Raw genomic sequence first — 16,849 nt, 5'->3', positions numbered from 1 at the left:
CCAACATGGGAACATATATCATTGCCACCCTCCTTTTCCTGGCCCTGGCCTACGCGCTGTATAAAACGTTCAGCAAGCGCGGCAAGTGCTGCGGCAACTGTGACGGGTGCGGCAACGGCGGCGATAGCTGCTGCGGCAGCGGCGGCGGTTGCTGCGGAGGCCACCATCACGACGACGAGCAAGAAAAACAGGACTGAGCCCAGTCTCAGCCCTTTCTTTCAGAACCTGCAGACCGCCCGCGGTTTGCAGGTTCTTTCCTTCTGCGCATGCCGCATGCGCTCCCTCCTTAACCGATCCAGCCGTGCTGGTACGCCGCCATGGCCGCAATCACCAGCGCGATAAACAGGAAGATGAACCACATCACATTGTGGCGGTGGCGGTACTCCACGGCCATCAGGGGCTCCCATTCCTTTTCCACAAAGGAGAAGTCGTCACCGCTGGCAAAACGGTCGTACAGCGTTTCCAGCTCCTGCCCCGTCACCCCTTCCGGAGCGGCGAATACCGGCGGGCAGCATGAGCCCGTCTTGAACACGATTTCACAGTGGTAGATGCCGTCCGCTTCCTTGTAGGACTGGAGGCACGCGCCGTCGCGGGCGCATACCACATGGCCAGTCGTTCCCTCCTGCAAGCGGCGCAGAGCAGTATCACGGTCGGTCACTTCATCATTTGAAATTTCCCATTGAACCTTACTCATTCTGTCAGTTTAAGACAGTTCCCATCCAAGTCAACATGGTTTTAAATGTTTCCTGACGCCGGAAATGTCATCAATTGTCATAAATCCGGCAGCGTGCAAGGCGCTGATCTTAACGTTCTTCTTCGTGTTTAATTCACCTAACTTGTTGTTAGTCAAACCAAAGAACTTTCAACAGATGGGAAGAAGTGCTAATCTAACCATCAGCGGCTACAACCAGCCGCACAACATAAGATGATGAACAAGTACACATGTATCATGATAGGAGCCGCCTGCCTGCTGGCAGCCTCCTGTCAGGCGGATACGGCCCGCAGGGAACCGGTGCGGAATACGGCGCCGGCCTCCTCCGTACAGGCCTCTTCCGCAGCGCCCCAGTCCGGACAACGGAATGACGGGGTTCAGGAACACAGGCGTTTCAAGCGCCTCTCGCTTCCTTTGAGATAAAGAATAAGCAACGCCGCACCCCCTACCTGATCGAGAATGCGACGTTGCCGTCAGGTCATGCAGACCCCTTCAATGTCCTTGCACGCAGGATTCCGCTCTCTGCATGCAGACGGACAAGGAAGACTTGATTATTATTGCGCTTCCACAGATTCGGGACATTTCCCGCCTAGAACGTGACGACGCATTGTACGGAGAAGATATTGGCGGAGTTGACGTCATCCCGCCCGGAAGGATTCTTCACATACTGGTAGGAAGGCTGGATGAGGCAGTACGGCGTAATGGAGAAGCTGTACGTGCATTCCAGAATCATTTCCCGGTCATGCCCGGGCCGCGTTTCCGCCAGCGTGTCGGCATCCGGCTTGCTCACGGAGAAGCCTACGCCGAAGAAGTTGCCGTCCGCTTCTTTCAAGCCGGTCATGACTTCCAGAGGTTTCTTGAAAATGACCCCGGCGGACGCCTGGGCTTCCGCTCCGCAGATGTTGCCTGATTCGGCGCTGCTCCAGCCGGCGCGGGCGAACAGGGCGAACGGGCTGCTGCCCAGGTCCTGTTCCAGGTTGAACGCCACGCCTCCATGGTTCTTGCCGTCCGCATGGAACATGAACGGCTGCAGGCGGTACGTGCCCGTGCCGATGCCGAAGGCCTTTTCATGCGTCCAGCCGATTTCACCGAGCAGGTTGAAGGATTTTCCGGTCGTGTGGTGGAACGGGTTGCGGCGGGGTTCATTGTCCATCATGTTGCCGCCCACCTGGATGAACCAGTTTTCATTGAACTGGTACTGCCCCACGAACCCGAAGTTGGAGTCCCCCAGCGGAAGCACCTGGTTGTTGACGAAGGGAGCGCCGCCGAACTGTCCGAAGGTGGTGTTGGCATACGTATTGGCGTCAAAATAGTTCGTCTGGTTGATCATGCCGCCCATGATGACGAGCTGGCCGTCCATGAATCCCTGGGAAAGGAGGAGTTCCGGCAGGTAGAAGTAGCCGTCTTCAAAAACGTCGCAGTTGGCGGGGCCGCTCGCGCCCCAGGAGTCGTCCAGCGTGGTGCGGTGCGTATGCTTGTTCAGGGCCACGGAGCCGGAAAGCTCGCTCTTGATCCAGGTGCCCTGGTTGCGGCTGGATTTGAACAGCTGCAGCCCGGCCTGGGCGTGGAATTTGTACCAGCTCTGGCTGGAACCGGCAGTCTCTTCGTTCGCGGCCGCATGGTGGCCCTTGGTATAGAGGAACGCCTGCTCCACCAGGAACTGGAAGCCGGCTTTCTCGTAAGCGCCTTTATGCAGATCCGTCAGGGCCCTGGTCAGAAGATCGTTCGGAATGGGCGTGCTTTCATCGCCGTATTCGTCCCCGAACAGGTCGATGTCGTCCAGAATGGAACCTTTGCCTTCAGCCTCTTCCGCAGCCGGAGCGGCGGCGGTAGTGGCTACGGATGCCGTACCGGCCATGCAGAAGCCGGAGCAGGCCAGCAGGGCGGGTATCATGTAGCGTTTCTTCATAGTAATGCTGTATCTTGAGTCTTCCTCGTCAATCGCGGATGTTCAGCCTTCCATGGCGGAGGAGCATTCCTGCTCCCGGCCTGCGGCGGACTGCGCATCCACGGCTTTGCCGCATGCGCCCATACAGAACTCACAGTCCCCGCAGAGCAGGCGGTATCTGGGACGCCGGACGAGAAGCCCGGCCAGTTTCCGGTACCGGCAAATCCGGCGGAAGAAACGGTGAAGTCCTGTATGGGTCAAGTTCATGCAACGCGGCAAAGTTAGATAGAACTAACTATTGAGTCAACACTTTTTCTCCCTTAGCCCTTTTCCAATTTGGAACTCCTTCCATGAAGCACGTTTCATACCTCTTTTATGATCAATGTATTGAAAAATCTTTAAAATAATTTTACGTACCGTAAAAAAATTAGTTGAAACTAATTCAACTTGACCTGAAACCTGCGGAACGTTACAAAAAAGCAGGCCTATTGGAGATCATCCAACCCTTCCGGGAAAGAAACGGCTGCATGCCGCCAAGGCCGGCTGAACCCAACAAAAAACATTACCATGAGTTACATCAACAACAAGGGCCTCTGGGGCTTCGTCGGCGGAGTCATCGCCGCCGCCATCGGCACGAAAGTGGTTAAAAGCCCCGCTACCAGGAAATTGGCCGTCCAGGGGCTTTCCAAAGCCATGCTCATCCAGCAGAAGGCCATGGAGCAACTGGCCAATATCCGTGAAGAAGCGCAGGACTTGTGCCACGAGGCCGCCGCTGAAAACCGCAAGCCGGAACAGTAACAATCTCATTGTTCATCATCATACTGGGGCAGCCCGTTTCCTTCTCCGCCGGCGGAACGGGCAGCCTCCAACGGGGGAAACGCACGGAGAAGGGCGTTTCCCCCTTTTTCATTTTTCCAAACCGATGCACTATCAGGTTATCCACCATACGCCCGGCAGGCTCCGGGTGCGCTGCGGCCGCGGCATGTTCAACCATGACCAGGCCTGCGGCATTGAATGCAGGCTCCTGAAGCTGAAAGGGGTCAGCTCCGTCAAGGCCACTCCCTGCAACGGGGGGGTGTTCATCCTGTACGAAGGGGCGAATCCCCAGACCATTTTCCGCGCGCTGGACAGGCTCAGGCCGGAAACGCTCCGCAGCCATGAACCGGAAGAACGAGCGGAAGCCAGGAAACTGGGCCAATCCTTTTCCCTTAAGATAGCCGGGAAAGTTTCTTCCTTCCTGCTCTGCAAATTATTCCTGCCGCCCCCTCTCAGAATGGCCAAGGCTTTCTGGAACTACGGCTCCTATTTCCGGCGCGGAATGGCAGGCCTGGGCAGCGGCAGGCTCAATGTGGCGGTTCTGGACGCCGTATCCATCGGGGTCTCCATCGGCACCAGGGCCTACGGAACGGCCAATTCCATCATGTTCCTTCTTTCCATTTCAGACCTGCTGGAAAATTACACGCGGAAGAAGACCCGGGCGGCGCTTGCGGCCAGCCTGAGCATCAACGTGGACCAGGTCTGGAGGGTGGAAAAGGACGGCATGCGCCAGGTTCCCATGGAACAAATCCGGCCCGGGGACAAGATCCGAGTGGACGCCGGCAACGTCATCCCCGTGGACGGCGCCGTCCTGTCCGGGGAGGCGGAAGTGAACCAGGCCGCCATGACGGGAGAATCGGAAGCGGCAGCCAAGCAGGAAGGCTCCGTCGTCTTCGCCGGGACCACGCTGGAAACAGGCTCCCTCGTCATCCGGGTGGACGCCATGGGCGACCAGTCCCGCATCAACAACATCATCGCCCTGATTGACCATTCGGAGGAATTGAAGGCCCGCATCCAGAGCCGGGCGGAAAAACTCGCGGATTCCATCGTTCCACTCACCCTGCTCACGGCGGGGGTGCTGTTCCTGTTCACCCGGAACATCTCCAAGGCGCTCTCCGTGCTGATGGTGGATTATTCCTGCGCCATCAAGCTCGCCACACCCATTTCCGTCATCTCCGCCATGAAGGAAGCTTCCGCGCGCAAGATCATGATCAAGGGCGGAAAATTCATGGAGCTGTTCGCCAGGGCGGACACCATCGTCTTTGACAAGACGGGCACGCTGACCTCCGCCTGCCCCCAGGTGACGCAGATTGTCCCCCTGAGCGACTGCAGCCGGGAATACATCCTGAAAACGGCCGCCTGCCTGGAAGAGCACTTCCCTCACAGCGTGGCGCGGGCCGTCGTGCGCAAGGCGCTGGAGGAAGGCCTGCACCATGAGGAAGAGCACGCGGAGGTGGAATACATCGTGGCCCACGGCATCTCCTCCCGCCTGCATGGGAAGAAGGTCCTCGTGGGCAGCTACCACTTCCTTTTTGAAGATGAAGGCATCCTCCTCACGGAAGAACAGCGGCAGACCATCCGCAGCCACGCCAGGGGCAAATCCAACATCTTCCTGGCCATAGGCCGCAGGGCGATCGGCATGATCGGCGTCAGCGATCCTCCCAGGCCGGAAGCCAGGGAAACGATCGCCCGGCTGAAGCGGCAGGGCATTTCCTCCATCATCATGCTCACCGGAGACAGCGAGTCCGCCGCCCGCGCCATCAGCCGCCAGCTGGGCATCACGGAATACCGCTCCCAGGTTCTGCCGGAGGACAAGGCGCGCTTCATCCAGCAGTTGAAGCAGTCCGGAAGAACGGTGTGCATGGTGGGTGACGGCATCAACGATTCCCCCGCCCTTTCCTGCGCGGACGTCTCCGTCTCCATGAAGGATTCTTCCGACATCGCCCGTGAAGTGGCGGACATTTCCCTGCTGTCCAGCTCCCTGAGTGAACTGGCGGTTTTAAGGGAACTGAGCTGCGCCGTCCTTGAAAAAATAGAGCGCAACTACCGCTTCATCGTCGGGTTCAACACCTCCCTGATTCTGCTGGGCATGTTCGGGCTGATTACCCCGGCCCTTTCCGCGTTCCTCCACAATGCCTCCACGGTGTACGTCAGCGCGCGCAGCACGCGCCGCTGCCTGCCCCCGGTCGGCACTCCGCAGTAAAAGGAAAGGGATGGTTCATGTGGAAATGAACCATCCCTTTGAAAAACGTGCTGAGCCTTCCTATTCTCCGCTCTTCCGGCAATGCTCCGTCAGGAGCTGGAACCGTGAAATTTCCTCCAGCGTCATGATGTGTTCAATGCCGCAGGCCACTTCGTCCGCGCGCTTCTCCTCCATCTTCAGCACCGTGATCAGGAATTCTTTCACCATGGTGTGGCAGGAAATAACCCGGTCCGCGTAATAACGGCCCTCCCGGGTCAGCACAATGGGGGAATACTGCGTATATTCAACCAGGCCGCGTTCCTTCAACTGCTTCATGGCCAGGGAGACGGAAGGCTTTTTCACGTTCAGCGCCTCCGCGATCTCTCCTACGGCGGCGCACCCTTTTTCCAGCTCGATGTTGCGGACGGCCTCAATGTAATCCTCCAGGCTGTTGCTCAGCTCCAGGGAGGGAAAGTTTTTGCGTATCATGACTGATGCTTATTAGGTTTAACTAACAAAAACAATAACCCAAGCTCCGGCCAAGTCAACCTCTTCTTGAAAAATATTAGATGAGACAAACTTTTTTCTTGCAAGACAAGTTAGATTGCACTAACTTTCATTCATGGTCAGCCCAAACCCGGAAAGAAACAACGGAAGAAAATGCTCCGGCGGCGTTCCCGCCAGAACGGAGTCCTTCTTCTCCAGGTTCTTTCCCGCCTCGCGCCCCTGCTGCTGCCGGGGCTGCGCCCTGAAATGCTCCGGGAAAAATTGTCCCTCCGGCAACAAGGGAAAACAGGCGCGGCCAAACTCCTTGGGGAACGCGTCCACAAACTGTATGGACTAGTCATCCGGTGCTCTAACACATTATCGCCTAAACACGGGCGCGTTCCCCTTCCCTTTTTTCCTCTGCGGGCCGCGGTCAGCGGAGAACCACCGCCGGACCGTCATACCCTTCAGGCGTATAGCTGCGGATGGAGACGCCCCCCTCCGCCGTCACGTCCGCCGCCCAGCACTCGGCATGGTGGAAGCAGGCGCCCAGATTGACGTACAGCCGCCCTCCCCTTTTCCCGGTCACCGCACGGCGGTGCAGATGGCCGAAGATGACGACTTCCGCTTCCGGGAAAAAGCGTTCCGTGAATTTCCGCATGCGCCGCATCATCGTCAGCCATGCCAGAAGAATCTGCGCGGGCCGCTCCGGCGGCCAGGCGGAATGCGCCAGAAAACGCACCAGCTTGTTCCGGCACGCCCCGGAACGCGTGTAAATGGGGGGAACCAGCACGCTCATGGCGCGCGCCAGTTCCAGCCGCCGCCGCAAATCCGTATCCGCCTCCGGGAACGCGGCAATCAGCTCACGGGAGGCCTGCTTGTTTTTCAAATATTCCCATCCCCACGGGGCCACCTCCTTGAACAGGGCATGACCGTGCAGGGCGCAGACGCGTCCCCCCTGCAATTTCAGCAGTCCGGCCTTCTCATCCGGGTCATGGTTGCCAGCCAGCAGCACGGGCTGCACTCCGGCATCCCGGCACATTTGCAGGAAACGGGCGCGTTTTTCCAGCCCTTCCGCCTGGCAGGGGCTTTCACGGGTTTCACTGAGGTCCCCGCACACCACCAGATGAGTGCACCCCTCCAGCAGGAAAGCCAGCTCCTCCGGCTCCCGGGCCAGCGCCTTGGCATGGCCGAAGTGGACGTCTGAAATGAACCGGGCACGTTCTCCCGGAGCAAGGTCAAGTTCCTGAATCATAAGGGCGGGGGAGGAGGAAAACAACCATGGAATCAGGAGCGCAGCCGCTGCCGCACCATCTCATACAGGCACACGCCCGTAGCTACGGACACGTTCAGGCACGGAACGCTCCCCTTCATGGGAATCCTGATCAGGAAGTCGCAATTCTCTTCCGTCAGCCGCCTCATGCCTTCCCCTTCCGCGCCCATCACCAGCGCGGCCGGCCCCGTGAAATCCGTTTCATACAGGTCGCGGTCCCCCTTGTCCGAGGTGCCGAATATCCAGATGCCGCGGCCCTGGAGCTGCTTCATGGTGCGCGCCAGGTTGGTCACCTGGATGAAAGGCACCTTTTCCGCCGCCCCCACGGAGACGCGCAGCACGGTCTCCGTAATGCCCACGGACTTGTCACGCGGAGCGATTACGGCATCCACGCCCGCGCCGTCCGCCGTCCGCAGAATGGCTCCCAGGTTGTGGGGGTCCTGCACGCAGTCCAGAATCAGCAGCAGGGGGTTGGGGGACTTGTCCAGAATCCCGTCCAGCACATCCTCTCCCAGCGCCTTCACGGCAATTTTGGCCGGAGCGCTGCGCACATGCTTGTTCCGGCGCGCCTCCTGTTCGTTCCCTTGGGGTCTCATGCCCATGAATTAGCGTGTTTCACGCTTCTTTTCCAGACAAATATGCCCCGCCGCCCCATCATTGGGCGTGACTTGAGGGTCTCCGTTATGCTACAGTTCCGTACCATTCAAGATGAAGACGAGCGACTTTTTAGTCATTGGGGCAGGTGTTGCCGGATTGAGTTTCGCCTTGAGAGCGGCGGAACACGGCAAGGTTGCCGTCATTACAAAAGGCAAATTTCTGGATTGCAGTTCCGCCAAGGCGCAGGGCGGCATAGCCGCCGTTTGGGACCGCAACGACTCCTTTGAAGACCACATTGCGGACACGCTGGACGCCGGCGCGGGCCTCTGCAACGAACAGGCCGTACGCACCATTGTGGAGGAAGGCCCCGGCGCCATCCGGGAACTGCTGGAATGGGGCGTCAATTTTGACCCCGGCAACCAGGGGGAGGATTACGAACTGGCCCGGGAGGGAGGCCATACCAAGCGGCGCATCCTCCACGCCAAGGACGCCACCGGCCTGGAAATCACCTCCAAGCTGCTGGAGGCGGCCAAGCTCCACCCCAACATCCAACTGCTGGAAGACCACTTCGCCATCGACCTGATTACGACGACCAAACTAGGTCTGGTCACGGAAGACCGCGTGCTTGGGGCCTACGTGCTGGACCGCGCCTCCGGGGAAGTGGAAATTTTCCGGTCAGACCGCGTGCTGCTCGCCACCGGCGGCTGCGGACGCGTGTACCTGTACACCACCAACAATGATTCCGCCACGGGGGACGGCGTAGCCATGGCCTGGCGCGCGGGAGCCACCATCGCCAACATGGAATTCGTGCAGTTCCACCCCACCTGCTTCTTCAACACCCGCGCGGAAGGAGCGGAAGCGCGCTCCTTCCTCATCTCCGAGGCCGTGCGGGGCGAAGGCGGCGTACTGATCGGAGCGGACGGGAAGGAATTCATGCACAAGTACGATCCCCGCAAATCCCTGGCCCCGCGCGACATTACCGCCCGCGCCGTGGACTCGGAAATGAAGAGGACGGGCAGCATGTGCGTCTATCTGGATATCTCCCATAAGCCGGAGGGCTTCGTCCAGGAGCGCTTCCCCCTGATTTACGAGACCTGCAGCCGCTACGGCATCAACCCCGCCAGGGAGCCCATTCCGGTCGTTCCCGCAGCGCACTTCCAGTGCGGCGGCGTCCTGACGGACGTCAACGGCCAGACCAGCCTGGATGGCCTTTACGCCGCCGGGGAAACCGGGTGCACGGGCCTCCACGGCGCCAACCGCCTGGCCTCCAACTCCCTGCTGGAATGCGTGGTGGTCGCCAAGCGCGCGCTGGACTCCATGCTCTCCCTCCAGCCGCTGAGAAAGGATGCCCCCACTTCTTACGACATCCCCGCGTGGCACCACGGGGATACCGCCCTGCCGGACGAACTTTCCGTCATCTATCACAATTGGGATGAAATCCGCCGCCTGATGTGGGATTATGTCTCCATCGTGCGGACCAACAAAAGGCTGGACCGCGCGGCCACGCGCCTCCGGATGCTTCACCGGGAGGTGAAGGACTTCTACTGGGGGTACCGCATCACGCCGGACATCCTGGAACTGCGCAACCTGGTGGCGGTGGCCTCCCTGATCGTGGACTGCGCCATGCGGCGCAATGAAAGCCGCGGGCTCCACTTCAACACGGATTATCCCGGCAAGCTGGATCACCGCTTCGTCACTCAACTGCACCGATGGTAAAACACTGGCAACGTCAACAGGCATTCCGGAAGGGTTCCGCTGGGAACTCCTTCCTTTCCGCATGCCTGCTTGCGTTGCTGGCCCTGGCTCCGGCAGGGGCCGCCAGGGCGGACATCCAGACGGGCCGGAGCGCAACCCGCGCCCTGGCGGACAGCTCCGGACGGCCCAAAGGCCCCGTCATCATCACCCCCACGCAGCGGGACCCGCTGCCCAGGGTCATCGTCAAATCGCCCGCCGCGGCCGCGGGCGGCAAACGCCCGGCACCCCAGCCCCGCATCCTTCCCAGGACGGCCAGACAGAGCCCCGGCACCTATCCCTGGCGGCTCAATATCACCGCCACGGTCTTCTGGGTGGGGGAGGATTCCACGGAGCGCAACCCGGTAGCCAACCACAAGAGCTCGTGGGACTCCGCCTGGCGGGAAAACTTCGGCGGTTTCGACAATCCGGACCCCGTGTGCCGCACCGTGGACTTCCGCCCGAAAACGTTCGTCCCCCGGCAAAATCCTTTTTACGTGGCGCTGCCCTACAATGACGTTTGCAAGGGAGAGCACAAGACGGAGGCGTCACGCGTCATCCCGTGGTTCCGCCGGGAATACACGGGGAAAGGGCAATCCGTCTGCAAAGGCAGGTGGGTGCAGATCGTCTACAACAAGCGCTCCTGCTTTGCCCAGTGGGAGGACTGCGGCCCCTTCACCACGGAAGACTGGCCCTATGTCTTCGGCGACAAGCCCCCCGTCAACACCCAGAACAAGGGAGCGGGCATCGACATCTCCCCCGCCGTGCGCGACTACCTGGGCATCACCGGCGGAACGGCCGTCGTCCACTGGCGCTTTGTGGAATTCTACCGCATCCCCCGCGGCCCCTGGTCCAAATGGGGGGATAACAACCCCTTCGTCAATTCCGAAGTAGGCCCCGGGAGAAAAGCCCTCCAGTCCCGGGAAGACCGCCTGCGCCAGCAGCAGGAAGCCATCCAGAGGGAGCTGTTGAAGGATCCCCAGAAGCTCAGGAGGGAACTCCAGGGATAGTCCGTTCCGCCGCGGCCATGCAACGTCCACGCATTCTACATATTTTCAGCCGCTACGGCGACGTGGGGGGGGAGGAAGTCTGCTTCCGCGCCATCACGGAAGAGCTGCGTGCCGTGGCGGACGTCACCCCCTTTGTCTATTCCACCGCGGAGCTGTTCCAGAGCCCCCACGGCGCGCTGACGAAAATGCGCTACATGCTCCGCAACAGGGACGTGGAGGAAAAGCTGCGCGAATGCCTGCGCAGAGACCGCTATGACGCGTGGATCATCCACAACACGTTCCCGGCCATGTCCCCCTGCGTCTACGGGCTGGCCCTGGAGCAATCCGTTCCCGTCATCCACTACCTGCACAACTACCGCGCCGGATGCCTCAACGGGGTATTCTACCGGGACGGCTTCCCCTGCTTCTCCTGTAAAAACGGCAACTACCTTCCCGGCGTCCTGCACGCCTGCTGGCGCGGCAGCGCGGCCTATTCCGCCCTGGCGGCCGCTACGCTATATAAAACGCGCCGCATGGGCACCTGGAACCGCCTTTCCTCCTACATCGCCGTCAGCCGCCGCCAGCGGGAGCTCCTCATCCAAACCGGAATACCGGAGGACAAAATCAGGGTCATCCCCCACTTCATCCGGCAAAAAACCACCCCCCGCCGAACCACCCCCCGCCGAACCACCCCCCGCCGAACCACCCCCCGCCGAACCACCCCCCGCCGGGACGTTCTTTACGCCGGACGCCTTACGCAGGAAAAAGGCGTCCTCCCACTGGTTCAGGCGTGGGAACGCCTTGCCCCTCCCGGCCGCACCCTCTACCTGATGGGGGACGGCCCCCTGCGCGGGGAACTGGAGCGCTACGTCGCTTCCCGCCGCCTTGAATCCATCCGCCTGACCGGGTTCATTCCCCATGAGGAACAGGGCGCCGTGCGCGCCGCCTGCGGACTGGCCGTGGCGCCCTCCCTGTGGGAGGAAACCTTCGGCATGGTCGTCCTGGAATCATGGCTCCACGGCACGCCCGTCATCGTCACCCCCCGCGGCGGCCTGCCGGAGCTCATCAGCCACGGCCGGAACGGCTGGATTGCCCGGGAACCTTCCGCGGACGCGCTGGCGGAAACGCTGCGCACCGCCCTGGAGGAAGAGGAACGCTGGCCGTCCTCTTTCAAAAACTGCACCAGCCGCGCGGTTTTATCCTGCTCCTTCAGCACTTCCGCCTGGCGGAAAATATTCGCCCGGTAAGGCGCGGCGCGGAAGATGCAGTCCTCCTGCACGTCAAACAGGGCGGCCAGGTCGCGGCACACCCGTTCCGTAGCCGTGGCCGTCAGGGCCATAACGCTCCGGAACCCATGCTTTTTAAAAAAAACGGGAAGCCCCAGGTAATCCGGGCGGAAACTGTGCCCCCACTCCGAGAGGCAGTGCGCCTCATCCACCACGAACAAGCCGGGAGAAACAAACTCCATGGCCTGCCGCATCCACGGGGATTCCAGAGACTCCGGCGCGGCGAACAGCAGGCGGACGGCCCCGGACTTCAGGCTGTCCAGCAGGGCGCCCTTCTCTTCCTCCGCCAGGGAGGAATCATACCTGGCCGCGGCCACGCCCAGCTTTTCCAGCCCGGCCACCTGGTCTCGCATCAGGGCGATCAGCGGGGAAACCACCACCGTCACCCCGTCTCCCAGCACTGCCGGAATCTGGTAACAAAGGCTCTTGCCGGAACCCGTAGGCAAAATGCCGATGCAGGACCGGCCCGCCAGCGCGCACTCCATCAGCTCCCGCTGCATGGGGCGGAACCGCTCCTTGCCGAACAAACGCAGCGTGTCTTCCAACGGGGAGGAATGCATGGGAAAATGATATCATAACGGAAAATCCCGGCAAAAGGAATCCTATGACATTGACACGGTGGCTTCATCCTATATCCTCCATGCAATATGAGACCTTTGAAAACCATCATTGCCGGAACTCTGGTCCTGCTGGCGGCAGCTCCCCTCACAGCCCAGACCAAGGCTGCGGGGAATAAAAAGCCGAACATCCTTTTCATCATCACGGACGACCACGCCTACCAGACGCTGGGCACCTCCAAGAACGATTCCCCCGTCTCGCTGCCCAACTTCAACAAGCTGGGCAGGCAAGGCATGGTCTTTGACCGCAGCTACTGCGCCAACTCCCTGTGCGGACCCTCCCGCGCCTGCATCCTGACCGGAAGACACTCCCACATGAACGGCTTCGTCTTCAACGGCCAGAGGCCGCTGGACGGCTCCCAGCCCACCTACCCGAAGATGCTGCAAAAAGCCGGCTACCAGACGGGCCTGTTCGGCAAATGGCATCTGGAATCAGACCCCACCGGCTTTGACACGTGGGAAATCTTCCCCGGCCAGGGCAGTTACTACAATCCGGATTTCATCAGCCTCAAGCCGAACGGGAAGCGCCAGACGAAGCGCTTCCCCGGCTACGCCACGGACGTGGTCACGGACAAATCCATCCAATGGCTGGAAAACCGGGACAAGGACAAGCCTTTCCTTCTCGTCGTAGGCCACAAGGCTCCTCACCGCGCCTGGTGCCCCGCCCTGCGCCATCTGGGCAAGGTAAACACGTCCAAGCTGACGCCGCCCGCCAACTTCCATGATGACTACGCCAACCGCCCGGAATTCCTGAAGAAAAACCAGCAGACCGTAGCCAGGCACATGGCGATTTATTCTGACCTCAAGGTGCTCAAGGACCAGGTGCCGGAAGACATGCGCAAGAGCATCGTCTCCCCCGGCTACGGCTGGGACCTGGGCGAACTGAACCGTATGACCCCGGAAGAAAAGAAAACCTGGACGAACTACTACGCCAAGCGCACCAAGTCCCTGGTGGACGGCATGAAATCCGGGAAGCTGAAAGACCCGAAAGCCTTCGCGGAATGGAAATGGCACGCCTACATGGAAGACTACCTGGGCTGCCTGCTTTCCGTGGACGACAGCATCGGACGCCTCATGAAATACCTGGACAAGGAAGGCCTTTCCAAAGACACGCTGGTCATCTACTGCGGCGACCAGGGCTTCTACATGGGCGAACACGGCATGTACGACAAGCGCTGGATTTTTGAGGAATCGCTCCGCATGCCCCTCATCATGAGATGGCCCGGCAAAATTCCCGCGGGCATCCGCAACACCACCATGGTGCAGAACATCGACTACGCTCCCACCATCGTTTCCGCGGCAGGAGCAGACACCCCGGAAAACATGAGCACCTTCCAGGGCGTTTCCCTGCTTCCCACGGCCTTCACGGGCAAGAAGCCGGACAACTGGAGGGACGCCATCTACTACTGTTTCTACGAGAATCCCGGCGAACACAACGCCCCGCGCCACGACGGCATCCGGACGGACCGCTACACGCTCTCCTACATCTGGACCAGTGACGAATGGATGCTCTTTGACATGAAGAAGGACCCCATGCAGATGAAGAACGTCATTGACGATCCCGCCTACAAGTCCACCGTGGAACAGCTCAAGAAGCGCTACAACGAACTCCGCAAGGCGTACAAGGTACCGGAAAACTGCCCCGGAGGAAAGGGAACGCCCATCCCCAAATTTGACGCTTCCTGGTAGGAAGCCGTTCCAGCGGAACTTTTCCCAGGCGCCGGAAGATTCCGGCGCCTTTTTATTCCCTGCGTATCCCGCCCCGGTAACGGCTATTCCACCCCGGCCTTACCCGTAAAAACCTTTGAGGGGCCCCAATCCGGCGATCTTGGACAATTTATTCACGGCCTTCTCGCAAAAAGCAATCCCCTGGTGAACGCCGGAGAGAAAGGTAAGCAAAGGCCTTTCCACCCTCTCCGCTCCAAGCTCTCCCAAAAAGAAGTCCGGATCCTTATCATCAAATCCGGGGTGCCGTAAAAAGGGCTGCCTCCCGTCAAGATGGATGACTCCCTTCCCGGAATAAAGGCAATCCAGATGGTTCATGGCCGCAACAAGCGACCACAGCGTCTGGTCATGCGTATGGTCCGCAAAATTGTCACGGCAGCGGCTTTTTTCCTCCGGAGTCGGGGAAGACACCAGGCTGAACTGCCGGCATAGTTCCATCCATTCACGAAGAATCCGGACGCTTTCTTCCGATTTTTTCAGGAAACACGGAGTCGGCTGAATCAGGGGGCTATGCTCGAAATCCCTGATATCCAGATTCAATGCGTCAAAAACGCTCTGCTTGCACCACCTTGACAAATCTCCCGTGTAATAGGAGATATTCACTCCCGGCAGGATATCCTGCCCCTTCTCCTCCAGCCATTGGACAAGAGGCTGTACTGAATGGCGGAAAAGCGTTCCCGGCGGACGCCCCGCATCCGTGTAAAGCAAATAGTCCCCTTCCTGCAGGCTTTCCAGTTCCCTGAGCATGATGAAGGGTTTCCAGCACCAGTAACCAGCCCCATGCAAATGAGGGTCAAACCAGGGCACTTCGCGCCTGATGCCTGCGGACAGCAGGCGGCCAAGATTCCAGAAAGACAATTCCACGGAAGGCTCCGCCAGCTTTAAACTTGTCATCCGCATCCACTGCCGCCAGCGGTAGCCGCGTGTCGCGAAAGAACAATAACGAATAGCCATGCGCGTTGATTCCGGGTAAACGCATGGCCGGGTAGAACATGGGCCATGCTTTCTGCACGCCCTTTCTAGCGAGTTGTTAATCCGCTTGTTTGGAGAAAATAAAAGAGGACCTGTAAAAATATAACCCTGAAAAAGTTGTCTGTTCAGGCCATCCTACGGGGATGATGGAAAATCTTTTTTATTACACGTCAAATATCTGGAATTCGTTCTCCGTTAAAATTTTCCATTGACAGCGGATTAACAATCCACAGCGTTGGCCGGATACTTGCCGATAAAAGTCTTTCTTATATTCCCGCGTCCGCGGGGGGCGCCCTTATGGCTGAAGCTCCGCGTCCAGCCTCTTGTCCAGGTCCATGGCGGCGCCGATGGCCGCATCCATGTTGTAATATTCCCACTCCGCAAAACGCCCCAGCAGGTAAATGCCCCTGGGTTCCAGGCGCTCCTTCAGCTCCCGGATCAGGGCGCGGCTGGACGCATCCTGCACGGGATAGGTGTATTCCTCCCAGTGATGGGCCAGGTAGGAGGGTGAAAAGGGAATAAGCTCCAACTGCCGCCTGATTTCCTCTTCCGTCATTTGCTCGGAAAACTCAATGGTGGCGGTGGTAATGTCTCCGTTATTGTTGTTCCTGGAAAAATTCCCCGTGCAGATGATGCGGTGGGAACGGTGGTCCGGGGAGGGCATGTAAATCCAGCTATAGCCGTTGGGGTCAATCCGGCACAGCACGGAGGTGGTGCCGTGGGAGCGCAATGCCGAAATTTGGGGAAGGAACGGACGGAGTTCATCCACGCCGGGAAAGCAGTCCGCAAGCTGCCTGGCATTCCCTGTAAAAACAACCCGGTCAAACAATTCTCCCTGCACGAGCCATTTTCCATCCTGCGCACGGATGTCCGCAGCCTCCGCCCGGTACCTGACCTTCAGGCCGCGCGCCAGCGTATCCGCCAGGAACTGGGAGCCGCCGCGCTTTGCATAAAAGAAGGAGCTGTGCACCATGGCGCTTTCATTGACGCGACCAATGTTATTCAACAGGATTTCCGCCACGGTCGGCATGGGCAGCTTGTCTTCCAGCCAGTCCATGGCGATTCCGTTGATGTCCTGCCGCCACACCTTGTTGTTGTAGGGCGTGAAATAAAGGTCGTTCAGGGTCTTCCCGAAACGGTTCCGGAAAAATTCTCCCAGGAAACTGGGTTTCGCAGGGGGATTCCTGTAAAGCTCCAGCAGTTCATGGACAATGGAGGAACGGACGGCCTCCGGAAACTGGTCGAGATGGTTCTCAATGGGATAATCCACCACAGCCCCGCCCTCCAGGGAAATGACGGCACGGCGGCGGGCGGAAACAAAATCACGCTCCTTGTCAAACCGGGACCAGAACCAGTCCAATACCTCCTGCCGCCGGGAATTGAACACATGACCGCCTACCAGGTGGTACAAATTGCCCTGCACCTCCGCGCACTTGACTAGGCCGCCGGGGCGGCTGTCCTTCTCGTAAACCACCACCTCATACCCCTTTTTCAAGAGCATTCCGGCCATGGACAATCCGGAAACTCCGGCTCCGATCACAGCATATTTCATCATGGAATAAAGAAAATCAATGG

16 protein-coding genes and 1 pseudogene are annotated in these 16,849 nt (G+C 59.5%); 8 read left to right on the top strand and 9 right to left on the bottom strand.

Features of this window, described 5'->3' with window-relative positions; translation table 11 throughout:
• The first annotated feature begins 5 nt into the window (after positions 1-5).
• Positions 6-197 carry a FeoB-associated Cys-rich membrane protein gene (locus tag J5W70_RS06205; protein ID WP_022398205.1) on the top strand — a complete coding sequence of 64 codons (192 nt, stop codon included), beginning with the start codon at positions 6-8 and terminating at the stop codon, positions 195-197.
• Between the two features lie 89 nt (positions 198-286).
• Here the strand turns inward: J5W70_RS06205 and J5W70_RS06200 are convergent, their stop codons facing one another.
• On the bottom strand, positions 287-694 hold the full coding sequence (locus J5W70_RS06200) for a hypothetical protein (protein ID WP_022398206.1): 408 nt from the start codon (positions 692-694) through the stop codon (positions 287-289).
• Between the two features lie 255 nt (positions 695-949).
• Between J5W70_RS06200 and J5W70_RS06195 the strand changes: the two genes are divergently transcribed.
• Positions 950-1,135, top strand: a complete 186-nt coding sequence (locus tag J5W70_RS06195) for a hypothetical protein (RefSeq protein WP_102721212.1) — start codon at positions 950-952, stop codon at positions 1,133-1,135.
• Between the two features lie 166 nt (positions 1,136-1,301).
• On the opposite strand, the gene J5W70_RS06190 is transcribed toward J5W70_RS06195, so the two are convergent.
• Both J5W70_RS06190 and J5W70_RS06185 read right to left on the bottom strand, forming a co-directional pair.
• On the bottom strand, positions 1,302-2,621 hold the full coding sequence (locus J5W70_RS06190; protein WP_022398208.1) for a carbohydrate porin: 1,320 nt from the start codon (positions 2,619-2,621) through the stop codon (positions 1,302-1,304).
• Between the two features lie 42 nt (positions 2,622-2,663).
• Positions 2,664-2,867: a hypothetical protein gene (locus tag J5W70_RS06185; protein ID WP_022398209.1), complete on the bottom strand. Its 204-nt coding sequence runs from the start codon at positions 2,865-2,867 to the stop codon at positions 2,664-2,666.
• 300 nt (positions 2,868-3,167) lie between these two features.
• On the opposite strand from J5W70_RS06185, the gene J5W70_RS06180 reads away from it, so the two are divergent.
• Positions 3,168-3,398 (top strand): hypothetical protein, encoded by a 231-nt coding sequence (locus J5W70_RS06180; protein WP_022398210.1) that lies wholly within the window; start codon positions 3,168-3,170, stop codon positions 3,396-3,398.
• A gap of 124 nt (positions 3,399-3,522) precedes the next feature.
• The gene (locus J5W70_RS06175) at positions 3,523-5,619 is read left to right on the top strand and encodes a heavy metal translocating P-type ATPase (RefSeq protein WP_022398211.1); all 2,097 of its coding nucleotides are present in this window, start codon (positions 3,523-3,525) and stop codon (positions 5,617-5,619) included.
• A 60-nt stretch (positions 5,620-5,679) separates the two neighbouring features.
• Here the strand turns inward: J5W70_RS06175 and J5W70_RS06170 are convergent, their stop codons facing one another.
• The 3 genes from J5W70_RS06170 to rlmB form a co-directional block, all read right to left on the bottom strand.
• Positions 5,680-6,087 carry a metal-dependent transcriptional regulator gene (locus J5W70_RS06170; RefSeq protein WP_022398212.1) on the bottom strand — a complete coding sequence of 136 codons (408 nt, stop codon included), beginning with the start codon at positions 6,085-6,087 and terminating at the stop codon, positions 5,680-5,682.
• A gap of 430 nt (positions 6,088-6,517) precedes the next feature.
• A complete protein-coding gene (locus J5W70_RS06165) occupies positions 6,518-7,339 on the bottom strand; it encodes a metallophosphoesterase (RefSeq protein ID WP_022398213.1) in 822 nt (273 codons plus the stop codon).
• Positions 7,340-7,371: 32 nt separating this feature from the next.
• Positions 7,372-7,959 (bottom strand): 23S rRNA (guanosine(2251)-2'-O)-methyltransferase RlmB, encoded by a 588-nt coding sequence (rlmB, locus tag J5W70_RS06160; protein ID WP_022398214.1) that lies wholly within the window; start codon positions 7,957-7,959, stop codon positions 7,372-7,374.
• Positions 7,960-8,065: 106 nt separating this feature from the next.
• On the opposite strand from rlmB, the gene nadB reads away from it, so the two are divergent.
• Genes nadB through J5W70_RS06145 form a run of 3 tightly spaced genes read left to right on the top strand, consistent with a single transcriptional unit; the run spans position 8,066 to position 11,921 of the window.
• Positions 8,066-9,670 (top strand): L-aspartate oxidase, encoded by a 1,605-nt coding sequence (gene nadB, locus J5W70_RS06155; RefSeq protein WP_022398215.1) that lies wholly within the window; start codon positions 8,066-8,068, stop codon positions 9,668-9,670.
• A complete protein-coding gene (locus tag J5W70_RS06150) occupies positions 9,664-10,695 on the top strand; it encodes a hypothetical protein (RefSeq protein ID WP_022398216.1) in 1,032 nt (343 codons plus the stop codon). The genes nadB and J5W70_RS06150 overlap by 7 nt, the downstream gene beginning before the upstream one ends.
• A 17-nt stretch (positions 10,696-10,712) precedes the next feature.
• A complete protein-coding gene (locus J5W70_RS06145; protein ID WP_215841948.1) occupies positions 10,713-11,921 on the top strand; it encodes a glycosyltransferase family 4 protein in 1,209 nt (402 codons plus the stop codon).
• Between the two features lie 119 nt (positions 11,922-12,040).
• On the opposite strand, the pseudogene J5W70_RS13005 reads toward J5W70_RS06145, so the two are convergent.
• A pseudogene (locus tag J5W70_RS13005) lies at positions 12,041-12,445 on the bottom strand (DEAD/DEAH box helicase); the annotation flags it as partial.
• Between the two features lie 162 nt (positions 12,446-12,607).
• On the opposite strand from J5W70_RS13005, the gene J5W70_RS06135 reads away from it, so the two are divergent.
• Positions 12,608-14,266 carry a sulfatase family protein gene (locus tag J5W70_RS06135; protein WP_022395899.1) on the top strand — a complete coding sequence of 553 codons (1,659 nt, stop codon included), beginning with the start codon at positions 12,608-12,610 and terminating at the stop codon, positions 14,264-14,266.
• Between the two features lie 99 nt (positions 14,267-14,365).
• On the opposite strand, the gene J5W70_RS06130 is transcribed toward J5W70_RS06135, so the two are convergent.
• The gene (locus J5W70_RS06130; protein WP_022395900.1) at positions 14,366-15,256 is read right to left on the bottom strand and encodes a hypothetical protein; all 891 of its coding nucleotides are present in this window, start codon (positions 15,254-15,256) and stop codon (positions 14,366-14,368) included.
• 313 nt (positions 15,257-15,569) lie between these two features.
• Positions 15,570-16,829: a protoporphyrinogen/coproporphyrinogen oxidase gene (locus J5W70_RS06125; protein ID WP_022395901.1), complete on the bottom strand. Its 1,260-nt coding sequence runs from the start codon at positions 16,827-16,829 to the stop codon at positions 15,570-15,572.
• Positions 16,830-16,849 lie beyond the last annotated feature (20 nt).

This window comes from Akkermansia massiliensis, assembly GCF_018847375.1.
Lineage (GTDB): Bacteria > Verrucomicrobiota > Verrucomicrobiia > Verrucomicrobiales > Akkermansiaceae > Akkermansia > Akkermansia massiliensis.
This window is presented reverse-complemented; position numbering and strand designations above follow the sequence as displayed.